General features: G+C 64.0%; 14 protein-coding genes and 4 pseudogenes. 13 read left to right on the forward strand and 5 right to left on the reverse strand.

Annotated features, from left to right (window positions below; all coding sequences use genetic code 11):
* Window positions 1-101 precede the first annotated feature (101 nt).
* Window positions 102-965: an amidase family protein gene (locus tag B6N23_RS16145; protein ID WP_305500704.1), complete on the forward strand. Its 864-nt coding sequence runs from the start codon at window positions 102-104 to the stop codon at window positions 963-965.
* A gap of 42 nt (window positions 966-1,007) precedes the next feature.
* On the opposite strand, the pseudogene B6N23_RS16150 reads toward B6N23_RS16145, so the two are convergent.
* From B6N23_RS16150 to B6N23_RS16160, 3 pseudogenes are all read right to left on the reverse strand, one after another.
* A pseudogene (locus B6N23_RS16150) lies at window positions 1,008-1,583 on the reverse strand (ISL3-like element ISPpu12 family transposase); the annotation flags it as partial.
* A 188-nt stretch (window positions 1,584-1,771) separates the two neighbouring features.
* Window positions 1,772-3,105 (reverse strand): annotated as a pseudogene (locus B6N23_RS16155) (IS1182 family transposase); the annotation flags it as partial.
* 58 nt (window positions 3,106-3,163) lie between these two features.
* Window positions 3,164-3,628, reverse strand: a pseudogene (locus B6N23_RS16160) (transposase); the annotation flags it as partial.
* Between the two features lie 100 nt (window positions 3,629-3,728).
* Here B6N23_RS16160 and B6N23_RS16165 point away from each other — a divergent pair.
* The 9 genes and pseudogenes from B6N23_RS16165 to B6N23_RS16205 all read left to right on the forward strand — a co-directional run bounded on the left by B6N23_RS16165 (window position 3,729) and on the right by B6N23_RS16205 (window position 9,806).
* Window positions 3,729-4,984, forward strand: a pseudogene (locus B6N23_RS16165) (IS256 family transposase).
* Window position 4,985: 1 nt separating this feature from the next.
* Window positions 4,986-5,390, forward strand: coding sequence for a Cd(II)/Pb(II)-responsive transcriptional regulator (gene cadR / locus B6N23_RS16170; RefSeq protein ID WP_305503857.1), 405 nt, complete (start codon window positions 4,986-4,988; stop codon window positions 5,388-5,390).
* Window positions 5,391-5,486: 96 nt separating this feature from the next.
* Window positions 5,487-5,957, forward strand: a complete 471-nt coding sequence (locus B6N23_RS16175) for an amidase family protein (protein WP_305500706.1) — start codon at window positions 5,487-5,489, stop codon at window positions 5,955-5,957.
* A gap of 66 nt (window positions 5,958-6,023) precedes the next feature.
* Window positions 6,024-6,887, forward strand: coding sequence for a glutathione S-transferase N-terminal domain-containing protein (locus B6N23_RS16180; RefSeq protein ID WP_305500708.1), 864 nt, complete (start codon window positions 6,024-6,026; stop codon window positions 6,885-6,887).
* 11 nt (window positions 6,888-6,898) lie between these two features.
* Entirely contained in the window at window positions 6,899-7,708 is an 810-nt protein-coding gene (locus tag B6N23_RS16185) for a hypothetical protein (protein WP_305500711.1), read from the forward strand.
* The gene (locus B6N23_RS16190) at window positions 7,705-8,352 is read left to right on the forward strand and encodes a hypothetical protein (protein WP_305500713.1); all 648 of its coding nucleotides are present in this window, start codon (window positions 7,705-7,707) and stop codon (window positions 8,350-8,352) included. Before B6N23_RS16185 ends, B6N23_RS16190 begins: the two co-directional genes overlap by 4 nt.
* The gene (locus B6N23_RS16195; protein ID WP_305500715.1) at window positions 8,333-8,941 is read left to right on the forward strand and encodes a hypothetical protein; all 609 of its coding nucleotides are present in this window, start codon (window positions 8,333-8,335) and stop codon (window positions 8,939-8,941) included. The genes B6N23_RS16190 and B6N23_RS16195 overlap by 20 nt, the downstream gene beginning before the upstream one ends.
* A 3-nt stretch (window positions 8,942-8,944) precedes the next feature.
* Window positions 8,945-9,337 (forward strand): PAS domain-containing protein, encoded by a 393-nt coding sequence (locus B6N23_RS16200; protein WP_305500717.1) that lies wholly within the window; start codon window positions 8,945-8,947, stop codon window positions 9,335-9,337.
* Window positions 9,315-9,806 carry a diguanylate cyclase gene (locus B6N23_RS16205; protein WP_305500718.1) on the forward strand — a complete coding sequence of 164 codons (492 nt, stop codon included), beginning with the start codon at window positions 9,315-9,317 and terminating at the stop codon, window positions 9,804-9,806. The genes B6N23_RS16200 and B6N23_RS16205 overlap by 23 nt, the downstream gene beginning before the upstream one ends.
* A 16-nt stretch (window positions 9,807-9,822) precedes the next feature.
* Here the strand turns inward: B6N23_RS16205 and B6N23_RS16210 are convergent, their stop codons facing one another.
* Window positions 9,823-10,299 carry a nucleoside deaminase gene (locus B6N23_RS16210; protein WP_305500720.1) on the reverse strand — a complete coding sequence of 159 codons (477 nt, stop codon included), beginning with the start codon at window positions 10,297-10,299 and terminating at the stop codon, window positions 9,823-9,825.
* Between the two features lie 425 nt (window positions 10,300-10,724).
* Here B6N23_RS16210 and B6N23_RS16215 point away from each other — a divergent pair, with 425 nt between their 5' ends.
* Both B6N23_RS16215 and B6N23_RS16220 read left to right on the forward strand, forming a co-directional pair.
* Complete coding sequence (locus tag B6N23_RS16215) at window positions 10,725-12,146, forward strand: IS1380 family transposase (protein WP_305500722.1); 1,422 nt, start codon at window positions 10,725-10,727, stop codon at window positions 12,144-12,146.
* Window positions 12,147-12,976: 830 nt separating this feature from the next.
* On the forward strand, window positions 12,977-13,939 hold the full coding sequence (locus B6N23_RS16220; protein WP_305503859.1) for a calcium/sodium antiporter: 963 nt from the start codon (window positions 12,977-12,979) through the stop codon (window positions 13,937-13,939).
* A gap of 245 nt (window positions 13,940-14,184) precedes the next feature.
* Here B6N23_RS16220 and B6N23_RS16225 read toward each other — a convergent pair whose 3' ends face one another.
* A complete protein-coding gene (locus B6N23_RS16225) occupies window positions 14,185-15,150 on the reverse strand; it encodes a chromate resistance protein ChrB domain-containing protein (protein ID WP_305500725.1) in 966 nt (321 codons plus the stop codon).
* Window positions 15,151-15,232: 82 nt separating this feature from the next.
* Here B6N23_RS16225 and chrA point away from each other — a divergent pair, with 82 nt between their 5' ends.
* Complete coding sequence (gene chrA / locus B6N23_RS16230) at window positions 15,233-16,609, forward strand: chromate efflux transporter (RefSeq protein WP_305500727.1); 1,377 nt, start codon at window positions 15,233-15,235, stop codon at window positions 16,607-16,609.
* Window positions 16,610-16,807: the final 198 nt, after the last annotated feature.

The raw sequence follows: 16,807 nt of genomic DNA on the forward strand, positions 1-16,807 counted from the left end.
CCGGCTCCCCGTCAACGGCGGGGCTCCACTACCCTGAAGGCTGACCGATGGCGGCGGGTGTAGCACCCGCCGCCCGCCATCCAGCAGGAGAGGAGAGCCAAGTGCCGGCATATGACGACGTCACCATCGATACCTTTCGCACCCGCCTGGCGAGCGGCGAGAGCCAGCCGCTCGACTGGTGGCACGCCAGCCGCGAGCGCATCGCCGCCCGCGAACCCCAGGTGCTGGCCTGGCAGCACCTGGCCGATGCGCCCCCGCCGCCGCCCGTGGCCGGCGGGCCCCTCGCCGGGGTGCCGGTGGGCATCAAGGACATCATCGACACCCGCGACATGCCGATCGGCTGGGGCACCGACTACCTGCACAGCCCCGGCGCCCTGATGGATGCGGCCCTGGTGAGCCTCTTGCGCGAACAGGGCGCGCTGATCATGGGCAAGACCGTCTCCACCGAGCTTGCCTACTTCACCCCGGGGCGCACCCGCAATCCCCTCGACCCCGAACTCACCCCCGGTGGCTCCTCGAGCGGCTCCGCCGCGGCGGTGGCGGACGGCATGGTGCCGCTCGCCTTCGGCACCCAGACCGCTGGCAGCATCATCCGCCCGGCCAGCTTCTGCGGCGTCTTCGGCTTCAAGCCCACCTTCGACCTGATCAGCCCCGCCGGCATCAAGGCCTTCTCGCCCTCGCTGGACACCCTGGGCTGGTTCGCCCGCCGCATCGACGACATCTGCACCACCTTCTCGGCGCTGACCCGGGCCCCGGCGATTCCAGCGCTGGCGAGCCTGGCCGGGGTGCGGGTGGGGCTGCGCAGCCTGCCCGGCGACGAGACGCTCTCCCCCGAGGTGCGCCAGGCCCTGGACGAGGTGGCGGGGCGGCTGGAGCGCGCCGGCGCCGAGGTGGTGCCGCTGCCGCCGGATGGCCGTTTCGATGCCCTGGTCGAGGAGCAGAAAATAGTGGGTATACGGATTTAATGGTTGATGGGGCACCTTCACCCCATCAATCTGATACCACCCTCAGATGGTTGATAGATCGACTCCGTAGTTGAGTTCCTCTGCGAAGTCCGGCAGTCCGTAACCGATGGTTTTCTTGTAGAAAGGAGAGACCTTCGCAGTCGGTGCCTTCTTCTTGTGCTTCGTGGTGTAGAGCATTCGTGCCCGCATCACCTCGAAGGAGTAACCGCGCCCTTCACGGTTCTTGTCCTTGGCCAGTCGGTTGATGGACTCCGTGTAAGCGTTGGTGACGGGCATGTCCGTCTCGAAGTAGGTCATGGTCTCTTCGCGCCAGTTTCCCACTGCCCTGACCAGATCGCTCCAGACTTCCTTTTGGCCCTTCGGGATGGTGGCTATCCACTCGTCCAGGGCGGCTTCTGCCTGGAGCCGTGTGGTGGCGTCCCAGATGCCGTAGAAGCGCTCCTTGTGCTCGTAGGCGGCCAGCAGTTGCGGGAACGCGCCTGTCCAGGTCTCCATGATGAGGCGCTCCCGGTCTGAGACTTCGTGAGCGCGTTTCAGCAGGATTTTCCGGTCTCCCTTGAGAGTCCGGCTCTGGGACGGTTTCAGCTCCTTTCTGAGGCCCTTGCGCACTCTCTCTAGCAGTCTGTCGGACTTGAGGTTAATGGATGAGCTGAGGCGTGGGTTCTTCACCCCCCCCTGTGTTGGTGTTGGTGTTGGTGCTGTTGTGTGGCTCTTAACCTGCCCCTCAGCTTCTGCAAGGCGGTTCTGACGCCTTGCCTGCTGGCCGGTTGGGCGCGGCGAGCCCTCAGCCCCGCCGTCAACCGGTGCATCCGCTTGATATTCCACGCCATGGTGGCCAATCGCCACTCGCCGCTGACCTTATCCAGTCCGCGTAGCGAGAACTGCCGGAACCCCATCACGTGTTTGATGATCCCGAAGACCGGCTCCACGGTATGTTTGCGCAATGCGTAGAGCGCTCGGCCCGCCTGCGTCTTCAAGCGGTGTGCCATCTGTTCGACGGGGTCCTCGCTCTCCGGGGCAGGCGGATCCGCGGCGAAACGTTCAAAGACCGGAAGGTGATGGACGTCTCGCTTCATCGCCAACAGCGGTTCGATACCATGGTCATGGCAGGCCTGGATATTGCTGGCACTGAAGTAGCCGGTATCACCCAGCAGGTGGTCAGGTTTTCCCAGCGTTTCCGGGTAACCTTGCCAGGCCGTCAGTAGCGGCATGACTTGCTGCTTGTCATTGGTCGCCTGCGTGACGTGGACATGGGTCACCAGCAGACTCTCGGTATCAACCGCGGCTTGGCGTTGTAGCACTGATCAAACCCCTTGCCGGTGACCGGCATGATGCGCGACTGCGGGTCGGTGAAATTGATCTGATCCTTGTCACGCGGGCCACCAGTGGGCGGTTCGGGGTCACGCCCACGGGGCTTCTTGCCGGCCTTGCGCTGCGCCTCCCGCCGCGCCACCTTTTCCTGATAGGCGGCTTGCTCGGTGGCGTCCCGCTCCTCGGCGCGCGCCTCGATCTTGGCCTTCGCCTCAGCGATGGCCGCCAGGCGGGCTTCACGGCGGGCAATCTCGGCGGGGATATCCATGCCGTCGGCCGCGTCCTCCTTGTCCGCCGACTCGGCCCGATCGGTCAGCGCTTTCACCTCTGCCCTGAACTGTGCCTCCAGCTTCTTGGCATGGCCATACGACAACGCCTTGTGCTTGCTGGCGTTGGCCTTGAGCTTGGTGCCGTCCAGGGCGATGGTGCCAAGCTTGAGCAGCTTCATCTCGCGGGCCAGCAGCAGCACCTGTACGAACAACTGTTCCAGTTCCGGCAGAAAGCGGCGGCGAAAGGTGGCCAGCGTGTCATGGTCGGGATGGGTATTGGCGGCCAGGTAGCGGAACGCCACCGAGTCATAGGTGGCACGCTCGATCTTGCGGCTGGAGACCACCCCGGTGGCGTAGCCGTAGATCAGCAGGCTCAGTAGCACCGCCGGGTGATGTGCCTTGGAACCCCGCCCCATGTAACGCCGGGTCAACGTCGAGAGGTCCAGTTGTTCGACAACATCGACAACGAACCGCGCCAGGTGACCATCGGGCAACCACTCGTCTACCGAAGGCGGCAGCAGGTAATCGGTCTGGCGATCCACAGGGATGAAGCGGCTCATGGCGATCTTCTCAGCTCGGCGATGACGGTGGTCAGTATCTCACGGTGCAACGGAAAGACCGACAGGCTGCTAGGGCATCGTTGGCCATGCGCACCACATGGAACTTATCGACCACGATACGGGCCTGGGGCAGCACAGCCTTGACTGCTGCCCGGTAGGGGGTCCACATGTCCATGCTGACGATCTCGACCTTCTGCCGGTCTTTCAGCTTCATCAGGTAGTTGGTCACCACGTCCTGGCGGCGGGTGGCCAGCAGGTCGAGCAGGGTTCGCTCCTCAATGTTGGTCAGAATGCAGCGGTAGCGCTTGTTCAGGTATAGCTCGTCAATGCCCAGGATGCGGGGCGTCTCGAAGCGGTGCCAGCGCCCCAGGAACTCGGCGCGGGCGTTGAAGATGTCGCGCACCGTCTTCTCGTCCAGGCCGGTCTGTGCCGCCACAAAGGTGTAGGGGAGGTTGAAGGATTCCTTCTCCACGTACTCATGCAGCCGCAGTGTCATACGGAATCCGTCCACCATCTCCGGTAGCGAGTTAAGCTCAAGTCTTGTGTATGGAGGGAAGTAGAGAGGGTGGCGTATCCTGCTGATTGATCACGCCAGATCACAACCAGCATAGGATGGATACGCCATGAGCAATTCTACTCTCCAAGCCGTGACGCAGCCAGACGCCGGCGCTACTGATCCGTTGCATGAGTTGCTGCGCAAAGGGGCCCGAGACCTGATCGCCAAGGCCGTGGAGGCGGAGTTGAGTACGTTCTTGGAGCTATATGCCGACAAGACGCTGGAAGACGGCCGTCGAGCCGTGGTGCGCAACGGCTATCTTCCCGAACGAACGGTACAGACTGGCATCGGCGACGTTGCGGTCAAGGTCCCCCGGGTCCGTGACCGCAGCGGTGACGGGATCACCTTCAGCAGCGCGCTGCTGCCGCCCTATCTGAAGCGGGCCCGCAGCATTGAGGAGCTGATCCCCTGGCTCTACCTGAAGGGGGTCTCCACCGGCGACTATCAGGAGGCGCTGGCGGCGTTGCTGGGCGACCAGGCCAAGGGACTGTCGGCCAACACCGTGTCTCGCCTCAAGAAGCAGTGGGAGGACGAGCATGCCGACTGGCAAAAGCGTGACCTGGCAGACCAGCGTTACGTCTACTGGTGGCAGACGGCGTGTACAGCAACGTGCGCTTGGATGACCGTCTGTGTCTGCTGGTGATCATCGGCGTCACCGAGCAGGGCCGCAAGGAGTTGGTCGTCGTCGAGGATGGGCAGCGTGAGTCAGAGGCCAGCTGGAAAGAGCTGCTCACGGGGCTACGCGAGCGCGGGCTGACGACGGCCCCCAAGCTAGCGGTTGGCGACGGCGCCATGGGCTTCTGGGCGGCGTTGAGCAAGGTCTATCCAGAGACCGAGCACCAGCGCTGCTGGGTCCACAAGACTGCCAACGTATTGAATAAACTGCCTAAATCCGTGCAGCCCAAGGTCAAGGCCGACCTCCATGAGATCTGGATGGCCGAGACCCGCGATGAGGCGCACAAGGCTTTCGATCGCACGGTGAAACGCTTCGAGGCCAAGTACCCCAGAGCCATGGAGTGCCTGGCCAAGGATCGGGAGGAGCTGCTGGCGTTCTATGACTACCCGGCAGAACACTGGGTGCATATCCGCACCACCACCAACCCGATCGAATCGACCTTCGCCACGGTCCGCCTGCGGAGCAAGCGCAGCCGGAACTGCGGCTCCAGAGCGACGACCCTGGCGATGGTCTTCAAGCTGCTTCAGAGCGCCCAGAAGCGCTGGAAGCGGATCAAGGGGTTCAACAAGCTGGAGCTGGTCGTGAACAACGTCCAGTTCAAGGACGGCGAACCCTTGACCGATCAGTCAGACAGGACTGCCGCCTGACCTGCCGTACACAGGATTTGACAATAACTCGGTCGAAACACAGACGATCCGCTTCTATGAACAGCAGGGCTTGTTGCCGCCGCCTGATCGGCAGGACAACGGTTACCGTGTCTATACCGAGAAGCATGGTGAGGGGCTGGCCTTCATCCGTCGCTGCAGAATCCTGGGCCTGTCACTGGCTGAGATTCACGAACTACAGAGCTATCAGGACGACCCTCATCAGCCTTGTACCGCCGTCAACGCCTTGCTCGATGATCACATCTCTCATGTGCGGTCGCAGATAACCGCTCTGCAAGCGCTTGAGAAACAACTCGTTTCACTGAGAGCGAGTTGCAACGATGACCGGGAAGTTGAGGCGTGTGGGGTTCTTGCTGGAATTAGCGAAGGAAACATGCACCAGCAGTAGGTGAAGCATCAACCAGATAATCCGATGAGATGCCGGTCTGTCTCACTCTCATGCAAAGGTAAGATCAACCATTTAATCCGCTTACCCAAAATAGTGATGGCCTATGAGGCGGCCCGGACCCTGGCCGGCGAATATCGCCACTTCGCCGACCGCATGGGGCCGAAGCTGGTCGAGCTGCTGGAGGCGGGCCGCGCGCTGCCCTTCGTGCGCTACCGTGAGGCGCGCGCCCAGGCCTCGGCGTTGCAGCCGGTGCTCTCCCGGGTCTTCGCCGAGGAGGTGGACGTGATCCTCGCCGCCAGCGCCCAGGGGGTGGCCCCCAAGGGGCTCGACGCCACCGGCGACCCGCTCTACTGCCGCGCCTGGACGCTGCTCGGCGTGCCCTGCCTCAACCTGCCGCTCTGCCGGGGCGAGGCGGGCATGCCGCTCGGCGTGCAGCTGGTGGGTGACCGCTTCGGCGACGAGCGGCTGCTCGCCATCGCGCAGACCCTGGTGGAGGCGAGCCCCTCGGGTGTGGCACCTGTAGGCAGGTCGGGGGTGACTGGCCAGCGGGCCCGGGCAGGGCCATGATGATGCTCTCGTCTCCGCCTCGCCGGCGGGAACGCGTTCACCCGCTACCTGCCCGAGGAAACGCCCATGACTCGAACGACTCACCTGCAGGAGCTGCTCCGGGTGCTGCGCCACCACCAGGGCCCGATCGGCGGGCCCGAACTCGCCAGGGCGCTTGGCGTGACCCTGCGCCACCTCTACCAGGACATCGCCGTGCTGCGCGCGGTGGGGGTCGAGGTGGTCAACGAGCCGGGCCGCGGCTATGTGCTGCCGCCGGAGGTCAAGCTGCCGCCGGCGGCCCTGGCCGAGCCGGCCCCGGTCGCTGGCGCTCAGGATGAGCCCGCTCCGCTCATCTTCTACACCAACCCGCTCTCCCGGGGCGGCATCGTTCACTGGATGCTCGAGGAGCTCGGCGCCACCTATCGCATGGTGACCCTCGAGTACGGCGCCGCCATGAAGACGCCGGAGTACCTCGCCATCAACCCGCTGGGCAAGGTGCCGGCGATCCGCCACGGCGAGACGGTGGTGACCGAGGCCGCGGCCATCTGCGCCTACCTGGCCGATGCCTTCCCCGAGGCCGGCCTGGCCCCGCCCTCCGCCGCCCGGGGCGACTACTACCGCTGGCTGTTCCTCGCCGCCGGCCCCCTGGAGAGTGCCATCGCGCTGAACGACCTTGGCGTCGCGCCCACGGCGGAGCAGGCGATGCGCTTGGGCTCTGGCGACTACTGGACCCTGGTCGAGACCCTGGCCGCCGCCGTGGCGGGCAGGCCCTATATCGCCGGCGACGCCTTCAGCGCCGCGGATGTCTACGTCGGCTCCCATATCGGTTGGGGCATGCAGTTCGGCACCCTGCCGCGCCGCCCGGAGTTCGAGGCCTACTGGGCCGGGCTGCGCGAGCGGCCGGCCCACCGGCGCTGCGAGGCCCATATCGAGCAGGTGCTGGCCCGGTAGGGATCATGGCGATGGGACGCCCAGCCGGTCATCTTGCGAGCCTCTCGTGGCACCTCGTCCTGCCGGTGCTGGCGCTGCTGCTCTGGTCGCTTTCTGGCAGTGCCTGGGCCCGCTGGCTCTTCCTGCCGGCCTGGGTGCTGGCCACCCAGCTGATCGCCGCCGGCAGCCTGGAGGCGGCCCGCCTGCGCCGCCGTGCCTGGCTGGGGCAGTACTTGCGTGATGGCTCCCCCTGGCATCGTCGGCTGCGTGGCGGCGCCCTGATGCTGGCCCGCCACCAGCTCCTCGGCGCCCTGCTGGCGCTGGTGCTGCTGGTGAAGCTGCGGGGGCTTCCTCTCGCCGCCTGGCCGCTGCTGCTGGCGGGGGCGCTTGGCATCGCACTGGCCCGAGGCTGGCTGCGCCGGCGCCTGGCCCCGCACGTGATCGAGGCGCGTCTGCCGGCGGTCACCCGGCGCCTGCTGGTGGGGCCCGTTTCCGGCCTGCTGGCCCTGGCGCTGGTCGGGCTGGCCCTGTGGCTGCCCCAGCCATGGCTCGTCGACCTGGGCTGGGAGGCGGCGCTACTGCGCCACCTGCCGGCCGGCGAGGGCGGATCGCTGCTCGCCTTCTTCGAACGCTTGGCGGCCGCCGCCGAGATCACCCGGGCCTGGGCGATGCAGAACGCCGAGGCGCAGCTGTCGCTCGGGGCGCCGCTGGCGCTGCTGGGGTGGCTGCTGATGCTGCTGACCCAGGGCGCCCTTGCCTGGGCCTTCGTGCGCCTGCTGGTCGGTGCCGAAGCGCTGCGCGGCGAGGGGGCAGCGCATCGGCGCCAGGAGAAGGCCCCATGAGCGGCGCGACCCTGCCCCGTCGGGAAGGGCATGCCCCCACACGCGGTTGGCGCCGCTGGGGGCTCTCGCTGCTGGTGGTCCTGCTGCTGCTGGTGCTGCTCGAGGGCGGCCACCGCTGGCTGGAGTCGCGCAGCCAGGCGCCGCTGTTCCGGGTGATCGTGGCGGGGGAGTCGCTGACCCTGGATGCGCAGACCCATGCCGACTTCACCCGGGACCTCGCCACGCTCACCGGCGAGGCCCAGGCGCGGCTCGCGGCGCGCATGGCGCCCTGGTGGGAGGCGCGTCTCGAGGCGGCCTTCGACCCGTTGGCTGCGGCGGTGCCGGGCTATCTGGACTGGTACTTCTCCGCGCCGGGCAGCTACCAGCGGCTCGCCGTGGCCCTGGTCGGCGATCTGGATGCGTGGCTGGACGAACAGCTCCACGAGCGGCTGGTGGTTCCCAGCGGCCTGGAGGCGGCGCTGGCCCAGCTCCAGGCGGACTACCCGGAACGCCTGGCCCGCGAGCAGCAGGCGATGGCCGAGGGCCTGACCGTCACGCTTCACGCTTCACGAGCGCTATGCCCCGCGCCAGGTGGCCGCGGAGCCGGGAGAGGGCGACAGCCCCGCCCTCGACCTGGACGCCGTGTTGCGGCACGCCCTCGATGAGGGCCTGGATCGTTCACGCTGGAGTGCGGCGGCGGTGGGGGGAAGCGGCGTGGGGCTGGTGGCGGGCCGCGCCCTGGCCGGGCGGCTGGGGGCTGGCGCGGCCGTGCAGGGCAGCCGCATGGCACTGCGCAGCCTCGCGCTGCGCCTTGGCACCGGTGCGGCGCGCTCCCTGGCCAGCGGCGGGGCGGCGGCGGTGGCCACCTCGCCGACCGGCCCGGGGGCCGTGGTGGTGGGCACGCTGACCACGGCCGCGACCCTGGCCGGCATCGCCGGCAGCGAATACGCCTTGCTCAAGGGGCAGGAGGCACGCTATCGCCCGGCCATGGAGGCGCAGCTGCAGGAGGCCCTCGACGAGGCCCGTGCGGCTCTGGCCCTGAGCCTCGAGGCCGCCACCGTTGCCATGGCCCGCGACATGGAGGCGCGGGTGAACCGCGTAGTTTCGCCGGATGGTGCGACGGAAGAGGTGGGCAACGAGGCGACGCCCGAGGCCTACCGTATCCTTGGCAGGTGGGGCGTAACGGCCCCAGGATTTCTACCGGCTCCCGTCAAGTTCGGGATACACTCGGCGTTCGCGAACCGGACGCCCTGACACATGCCCGTTGATCTTCAAGCCCTCTATCCCAAGCTTGTCCACCTGATGCTGGACACGGTCTTCGTGGTCGACAGGGACAACCAGATCGTGTTCGTGAGCGATGCCTGTGAGGTACTGCTCGGTTACCGTGCCGACGAGCTGATGGGCACGATGATCACGAATTACATGCATCCGGACGACCTGGCGGCCTCTCTGGCCTCCATCACCCGGGTCATGAAGGGACAGTCCCACATCGATTTCGGTAACCGCTACATCCGCAAGGATGGCGGTATCGTTCATATCCTGTGGTCTGCCTGCTGGTACGCGGAGGAGGGGGGGGCGGATCGGTGTCGCCCGGGATGTGACGGCCCTCAGGCAGGCCGAGGACGAATTGCGCTACCTCGCCCATCATGATGCGCTCACGGGGCTGACCAACCGGTCGCTGTTCTATGATCGGCTGGAATCGGCGCTGCATGCGGCCCACCGCCATCGAAGTGGCCTGGCGCTGCTGTTTCTGGATCTCAACGACTTCAAGCGCATCAATGATGCCCACGGGCATGCGGTGGGAGATCGTGTGATCTGCTCGGTGGCACGACGGCTGGAAGGCTGCGTGCGAGAGACGGACACGGTGGCGCGGATGGGCGGCGATGAATTCACCGTCCTGTTGACGGACATCCACTCGACGGATGCCGTCTCCAGGAAGGTGGAGCAGATTCTCGCGGTCCTTTCCGAGCCTCTGGGCGGCGAACTGGACGGGCTTGCGCCCTCCTGCAGTATCGGCGTGGCCTGTTATCCCGCCGACGGGGAGGATGCCGACACCCTGCTGAGCCATGCGGATGGCGACATGTACCGGATCAAGAGGCACCGCTCGGCCGCTCGGTGACGAGCGGCCAGGCCAGTCAAGCGCCGTGCAGGCGCCTATGCAGGCCGCGGATTCGCTCGGCGAATTCCGGCACCGGCCCCTCGACCACGGCATCGGGCACCACCTGCCGGATCGGCAGCGGCGCCACCGGCGCCGGCGAAGCGCCGATCTCCCCAAGCCAACCGATGAGCTGCTCCGACGAGCTGGCATAGACGATCCGCCCCAGACCCACCCAGCCGTGGGCCGCCGCGCACATGGGGCAGTGCTCGCCGGAGGTATAGACGGTGGCCCGCGCCCGCTGCTCGGGCGTCAGGTGCTCCGCGGCCCAGCGTGCCAGGAAGAACTCCGGGTGCTGGGTAGCGTCGCCGCCGGCCACGTGGTTATGGTCTTCCGCCAGCACCTCGCCATCCCCGCTCACCAGCACCGAGCCAAACGGCTCGTCACCCGCCTCCAGCGCCTGCTCCGCCAGCGCCACGCAGCGTTCCAGGTAGTCCATATCCTTCTCGTCGATCATCGTCCGGGCTCCTTGGGTTTCCGAGTAAACCACCAGCATACTCCCAACGCGCCGTTGGCCAACCGAAGCCCACTGAGCTAGGCTGGGGTGCATTACAAATGGAAACAGCCTGGTGACAGGGCTGACCCAGGGAGCAGGGAAGGCGATATGGCAGCGACACCCACCGATTCTTCGTCGGCCAGCCGGCATGGCTTTGGGAAATGGCACAGTGCTATTTCCTGCCATCATGCCGGTTTTTCTATGGCCGGTTTCGACCCAAAGCGGACAAGCCTGAAAACGCGAGATGCTCGTTAGGCCATGTTATGCAGCCGGCACGATGATTGAATTCAGGATCGAAACAGCAAGGTGAAAGCCATGATCCCGCCTTATTCATGAGACCGGCCTGAAAACGAAGATAGCGGATGGTATCCTCTTGAAAATTCAGTGTGTTCCGCCAAGAACCTGATCCAAGGGAGCCATCCGCTATGGGTGAAAGCCTATCCACCTGGACGCCCTCGTGCAACGGCTCTGTCCGTGTCGAGCTGAGCGGCCACCGCACCACCAGCGACAGCGGCGCTTTGTTGCTGCGTGAAGCCCTCGACAACAGCGGCGTGATTGAGGCGCTCGAAGACAACCTGGTCGATCCGCGTCACCCGCTGCGTATCCGCCACTCCCTGGCCAGTCAGCTACGCACCCTGGTGCTGCAGCGCGCGATGGGCTGGATCGATCTCAGCGATACCGACACGCTGCGCCGTGACCCGCTCTGGCAGTTGGCCTGTAGCGACGCGCGCGGGACGACGCCATTGGCGCAGGACCGGCCGTCTCAAGCCACGCTGTCGCGGCTGCTGACCTGCCTCGGCCGCAACGACAACATCGATGCCGTGCACGAAGGCCTGCTGCGGCTGGTGCTCTGGCGCCTGACCTCGCTGAAGAACGGCGAGCGCCCCAAGCAGCTGACGCTGGACATCGACGGCCTGCCGATCGAGGTCCACGGTCACCAAGGTGGCTCGGCCTACCATGGCCTTTACGGTACCCGCATCTACTCGCCGCTGGTCGCCTCGCTGGCCGAAACAGGCGACATGGTCGGTGGCCTGCTACGCGAGGGCAACGCCGGCCCGGCTGAGAATGCCGATACATGGATCCCCCATCTGGTGACGCGGCTCAACGAGAGCACTGGCGCCCAGGTTCGGGTGCGCATCGATGCCGGATTCACCGACAACGACACGCTGGAGGCGCTGGAAGAGCGCGACATCGAGTATCTGGGCCGGTTACGCAGCCACAAGGGCCTGCAAAAATTGGCGGCGCCCTACCTGAAGCGGCCCCGCGGCCGACCGCCTGAACAGCCTCGAGAATGGTGCCATGACCTTGAGTACCAAGCCGGTTCCTGGCCGGCACCACGGCGCGTCGTGCTGGTCGTGCAGGAGCGCCCCGATGACCTGCTGCTGCATGCCTTCTTCCTGGTCACCCACCTCCTCAGCAAGTTCGACTGGCCGCCAGAGAAGGTCCTAGCACTCTATCGCAAGCGCGGCAGCGCCGAGGCGCACATGGGCGAAGTGAAGTCGGCGCTCGACGTGCACCTCTCGTCGACCGATCGCGGCGCCTCCACCGTTCAGGACGTGATGGCGCGCAACGAGGTGAGCTTGCTGCTCAGTCTCTACGCCTACCAGGTCCTGCATGGCCTGCGCTGCCTCCTGGAGCGGCAAACCCGACAAGGCTGGAGCCTGAGCCGGATGCGCGAGCAGGTGCTCAAGGTCGCCGCCACGCTGAGGCTGCACGCTCGGCGAATCACCGTTCATCTGGGTGCCGCCGCCGACAAGTGGTGGCCGACGCTGCTGAAGGGGCTACCGAAGCTGACCGCACTGAGCTGACGCTCCTGCGAGACCACCACAGCATCAGAAAGCGAGCGACCGGAGCGGCGGTCGGCGATCACGGCTGCTTGGACGGCCGCCATTGATTCCAAAGAGCTATAATAAGTAAGTAGGAAAAGGGCTGCGTTCTGGCATTACTCAACAGCCACTCGCGCTGAAGAGGCGAATCCTGATAAGCAATGCCAACAGCCAGTACCTTCAGACCGCTCAATCAGCGCCCTCGTGAATAAGGCGGGATGATTTCACGATCAGAACTCGACCAGCTAGGGCTATATGGATTCCTAGGACGTGCTTCTTTTTTTATATTCAGTCTGACAGTTTTTAGTATTTTCCTTGGGCATCTAGCTATCATTATTGCATTTATTTTAAGCATGGTATACATGTCAGACAGATGGCTATGGTGGGTGGTTGCGTGGCCAGTAACACATGTGGTTTGGCATTTTTTAATGTCTTGTTTTTTAGTAATATTGCTTCAGGCTTTAAAGTGGGTTTGCTGGTTAGTTCATGGTGAATGAAGATCGAATAAAATTCACAGCCCGGTGACACCCTTTACATCACACCATGACTATTTAAGGGGCACCCCTGTATAATGGTAATATAGACAAACTAAGGCAAGAGCGTAGCAAACCTGCACCTCTGCTTGAGGCGTCACATCATAGTCCGCTTCTGGCCGAAAGAGGAAGGTTCGCCTATGCTTGATGTAAGGCAGATTGCTGCTTACAAAGCAAAAACGACATTCAGGCAAAGGCAGCAGGCGCGCTCATTGCTATTATTTATTTCATCCTGAGGCAGAAAACTCTTATGAAGTTGGCAACTGGAAGCTCACAGTTTTGTTGAACCTGCTGCTTGTCGCGATCGGGGTTTTTCTTCTGACAGGTGGAGGTGAGGCACTTATCAGAGGTTCTCTGGCTGCAGCAAATCGGCTGGGGATTTCACCTTTGCTCAGCGGGTTGCTGATTGTAGGTTTCGGTACGTCTGCTCCAGAGTTGGTTGTTTCAATCGATGCGGCTTTGAGTGAGCGGCCAGACATCGCAATCGGTAACGTTGTAGGGAGCAATATTGGCAATATATTGCTAATTCTAGGTTTGTGCGCGCTGATAACGCCGCTTGCTGTTAAGCCGCTGGTGTTGCGGCGTGATGGCGTCACTGTTGTAGTGGCTAGCATTTTGTTTCTTGTTCTTGTCGGTGGGGATGCCTTGGAAAGGTCTGACGCTGGCATATTCCTTTTGGCGCTAGCCGCTTATCTGATATGGGCTTATGTGACTGAACGGTCCGGTAAAGTTCCTTCCGCAGAGTTACATAGAGCTGAAGGGAAGGAGATGACTTCGTTACCAAAAACTACGCTATGGATAGTCATGGCGATTGTGTTGGGTCTGGGGCTTTTGATCACGGGCTCGCAAGTCTTGCTAAAGGGAGCTGTGGGAATAGCCGAGTCATTTCGTGTCTCAGAGGCTGTAATAGGTCTGACCCTTGTGGCGGTTGGTACGTCTCTGCCTGAGCTTTCCATCTCAGTAATTGCGGCATTACGGCGGCATGCCGATGTTGCTATTGGAAATATTCTGGGAAGCAATACTTTCAATCTCCTGGGAATACTCGGAATTTCCGCGTTCCTGCAGCCTCTTCCAGTCCATGAGCGAATCTTGCAGTTTGATCAGTGGGTCATGCTGGGAACGTCGCTTATTCTGTTGCTTTTTCTATACACTGGGAGTCGCCTTAGCAGGATCGAAGGCGGGTTACTCATGCTCGGTTACGTAGCGTATGTGGGTCTGAGTTTTACGATATTCCGTTCATAAGCTCTTGGCGTAAAGGCTTATTCACGTCAAGTTCAGCGTAACTTTCCTGATTTTGGATTCGGCTAAACTACTAAGCTGCGTGTGTTGGCGACGATATATGAGGTTTAGCCGAACGTCCGCTCTTGGCCGAAACCTGACATCGCCACCCTGCAATGGCTTCGCCGATTTGGTGAAGCCGGATTATCAAGTCGTGGGAACAATGAGGATCCGCCCACGATTTGCGAATACCCAGCATCCGCTTGTTCTCAAGCACTGCCATGTACACCTGTATAGGCCTGGTAGGCGTCGTCCAACAGCATGCCCACATGAGCAAGCAGGGCGTCATCATCCGGGCAGCGCTCCCGGGCGCCGCTCAACATCAGCTTCAGCCCGGCCGCCTCGGGCACGGGAGCGCCTCCGACGTCCAGGTAGTGCACCAGTTCCCCGAGCCTGACCAGCGCACCATCCGCCACCAGCCCGAACCTCGCCAGCAACACTTCGAAGGTCACCTTGTCGTCGGCATGGGTGAAGGCGGCCCCGTCGAAATCGAACCCCAGCGCCTCCGGCGGACATTGCGCCGGGCTCTCCAGCCACAGGAAGCGCGCCTCGGGGTCGATGAAGCGCTGGATCAACCAGGCCGACGCCACACGATCCACCCACAGGTGACGACGGGTAGCCCACAGTCGGCCGCGAAAGGCGCTTCGATCCAGAGCGGTAATCCCGGCACGGGTGGCCTTGGGCTCGTCGGGCACGAAGCAGCGGTTGTAGGTGGCCTCGGCGTCTGCCAGGGCCATGACGGCTCGCTCTCTGATGGTCCCCGGAAAGAAATCGATCTCGACGGTCGCCTGCAAGCGCCGCTGCAGCTGAAGAAGCCGGCGCTGCGCCTCACGTTCCTCCAGGCTGGGACACTCCTGCTGCCAACTGGCGACGGCCTCGAGCAACTCCTGATACTCCGAATCCCGGTCGAAGAGGGCGGGCAACACCTCCGTTGTCTCCAGGCGCGTTTCGTCCACCTCGATCAGCAGGGACTTGCCGCCTAGGGCCTGGATGGCATCGGCCTGGTGGTGCAGCGCCCGGTATCGCGATGGGCCTGCCGGCAACAGGTAGACACCGTCACGCAGCACGGCCGCACCCATGCCGCGCAAGGCCCGCCAGAGCCGCATGCGCGTGCTGCCCGCCCGCCCGCTCAGGCTCATGACCAGTATCAGCCAGCGTCTTTCGTCGTCTACCATGTCATCTATCATCGTTGTACATGTAACATCTGTGTTATACGCTCTACAATATCATGCCGCCATCGTCTTCGTGAGAGTGTACATGCCCCCCGTCAATGAAACGCCCCACCAGGTTCCCTTTCGCGAGGCCGTGATGGTCTGGCTGCGCGTGGCCATGCTCAGCTTCGGCGGCCCCGCCGGCCAGATCGCCGTGATGCATCGCATCCTGGTCGAGGAGAAGAAATGGATCGGCGAGCGGCGTTTCCTGCACGCCCTCAACTACTGCATGATGCTGCCGGGGCCGGAGGCCCAGCAGCTGGCGATCTACATCGGCTGGCTGATGCACCGTACCAGGGGCGGCCTGGTCGCCGGCTGTCTCTTCGTGCTGCCCGGTTTCATCGCCATCCTGGCGTTGAGCTACCTCTATGCCACGCTGGGCAACGTGGGCCTGGTGGAAGGGCTGTTCTTCGGCCTGAAGGCCGCCGTGCTGGCGGTGGTGCTCAATGCGGTGGTGCGGATCGGCAAGCGGGCACTCAGGAACCGGATCATGCTGGGCCTCGCGGCGGCGGCCTTCGTGGCGATCTTCTTCTTCGATATCGCCTTTCCGTTGATCATCCTGAGTGCTGCCCTGCTGGGCTACTGGGGCGGCAAGCGCGGCATGGCAGCGTTCCAGGTAGGGGGGGGCCACGGCGATGGCAATGCCCCGGGCCTGAGCGACCGCGACTCGCTGCTCGGTGAGGGGCTTCCGGCCCATGCCCGGCCCAACCGCCGCTGGTCACTGCGCATCTCGGCGACCTTCCTGCTGCTGTGGCTGACGCCGGTGGCGCTGCTGCTGATTACCCTGGGGGGTGAGAACGTCTTCAGCCAGATCGCCACCTTCTTCAGCAAGATGGCCGTGGTGACCTTCGGCGGCGCCTATGCGGTGCTCGGCTACGTGACCCAGGAGGCGGTCCAGAACTACGGTTGGCTGGCCCCCGGGGAGATGCTGGATGGCCTGGGGATGGCCGAGACCACGCCGGGGCCGCTGATTCAGGTGGTGCAGTTCGTCGGTTTCATGGGTGCCTTCCGCGAAGCCACCGGGCTCGACCCGATGCTGGCGGCGACGCTCGCGGCAGTGCTCACCACCTGGGTGACCTTCGTGCCCTGCTTCCTGTGGATCTTCCTCGGCGCGCCCTACGTGGAGCGCCTGCGCGACAACCGGGCCCTGACTGCGGCGCTGTCGGCCATCACGGCGGCGGTGGTGGGCGTGATCTTGAACCTGGCGATCTGGTTCGGTCTTCACGTGATCTTCGCCGAGGTCGAGGAGCGGCATGCCCTGGGGGCCCGCCTGCTGATCCCGCAGCTCGGCACCCTCGACCCCCTGGCCCTGCTGCTGGCCGCCGGCGCCATGGTCGCCATCTTTCACTTCAAGGTCGGCATGCTCAAGGTGCTGGGAAGCTGTGCGCTGCTTGGTGTGCTGGCCTCCCTGGTCCTCTTCTAGTCAACGCCGATACTGTATGGCGGGTTTCGCCCCATGGCAGTATGTCTTCCTTCCGCCTGTGTCGTCTCACGATGGCCATCTCACATGATGGCCGTCGAGGACGACATTGTGCCAATGCCGGCCTGCTGCCTGTCGACTTCTCCCTTTCGACTTTTCCCTGAGCGGGAAGTCTGCGTCGGGTCCGGCCTGGGAGGAGGT

It is taken from the genome of Halomonas alkalicola (assembly GCF_030704205.1).
In the GTDB taxonomy this organism is placed as follows: Bacteria; Pseudomonadota; Gammaproteobacteria; order Pseudomonadales; family Halomonadaceae; genus Halomonas; species Halomonas alkalicola.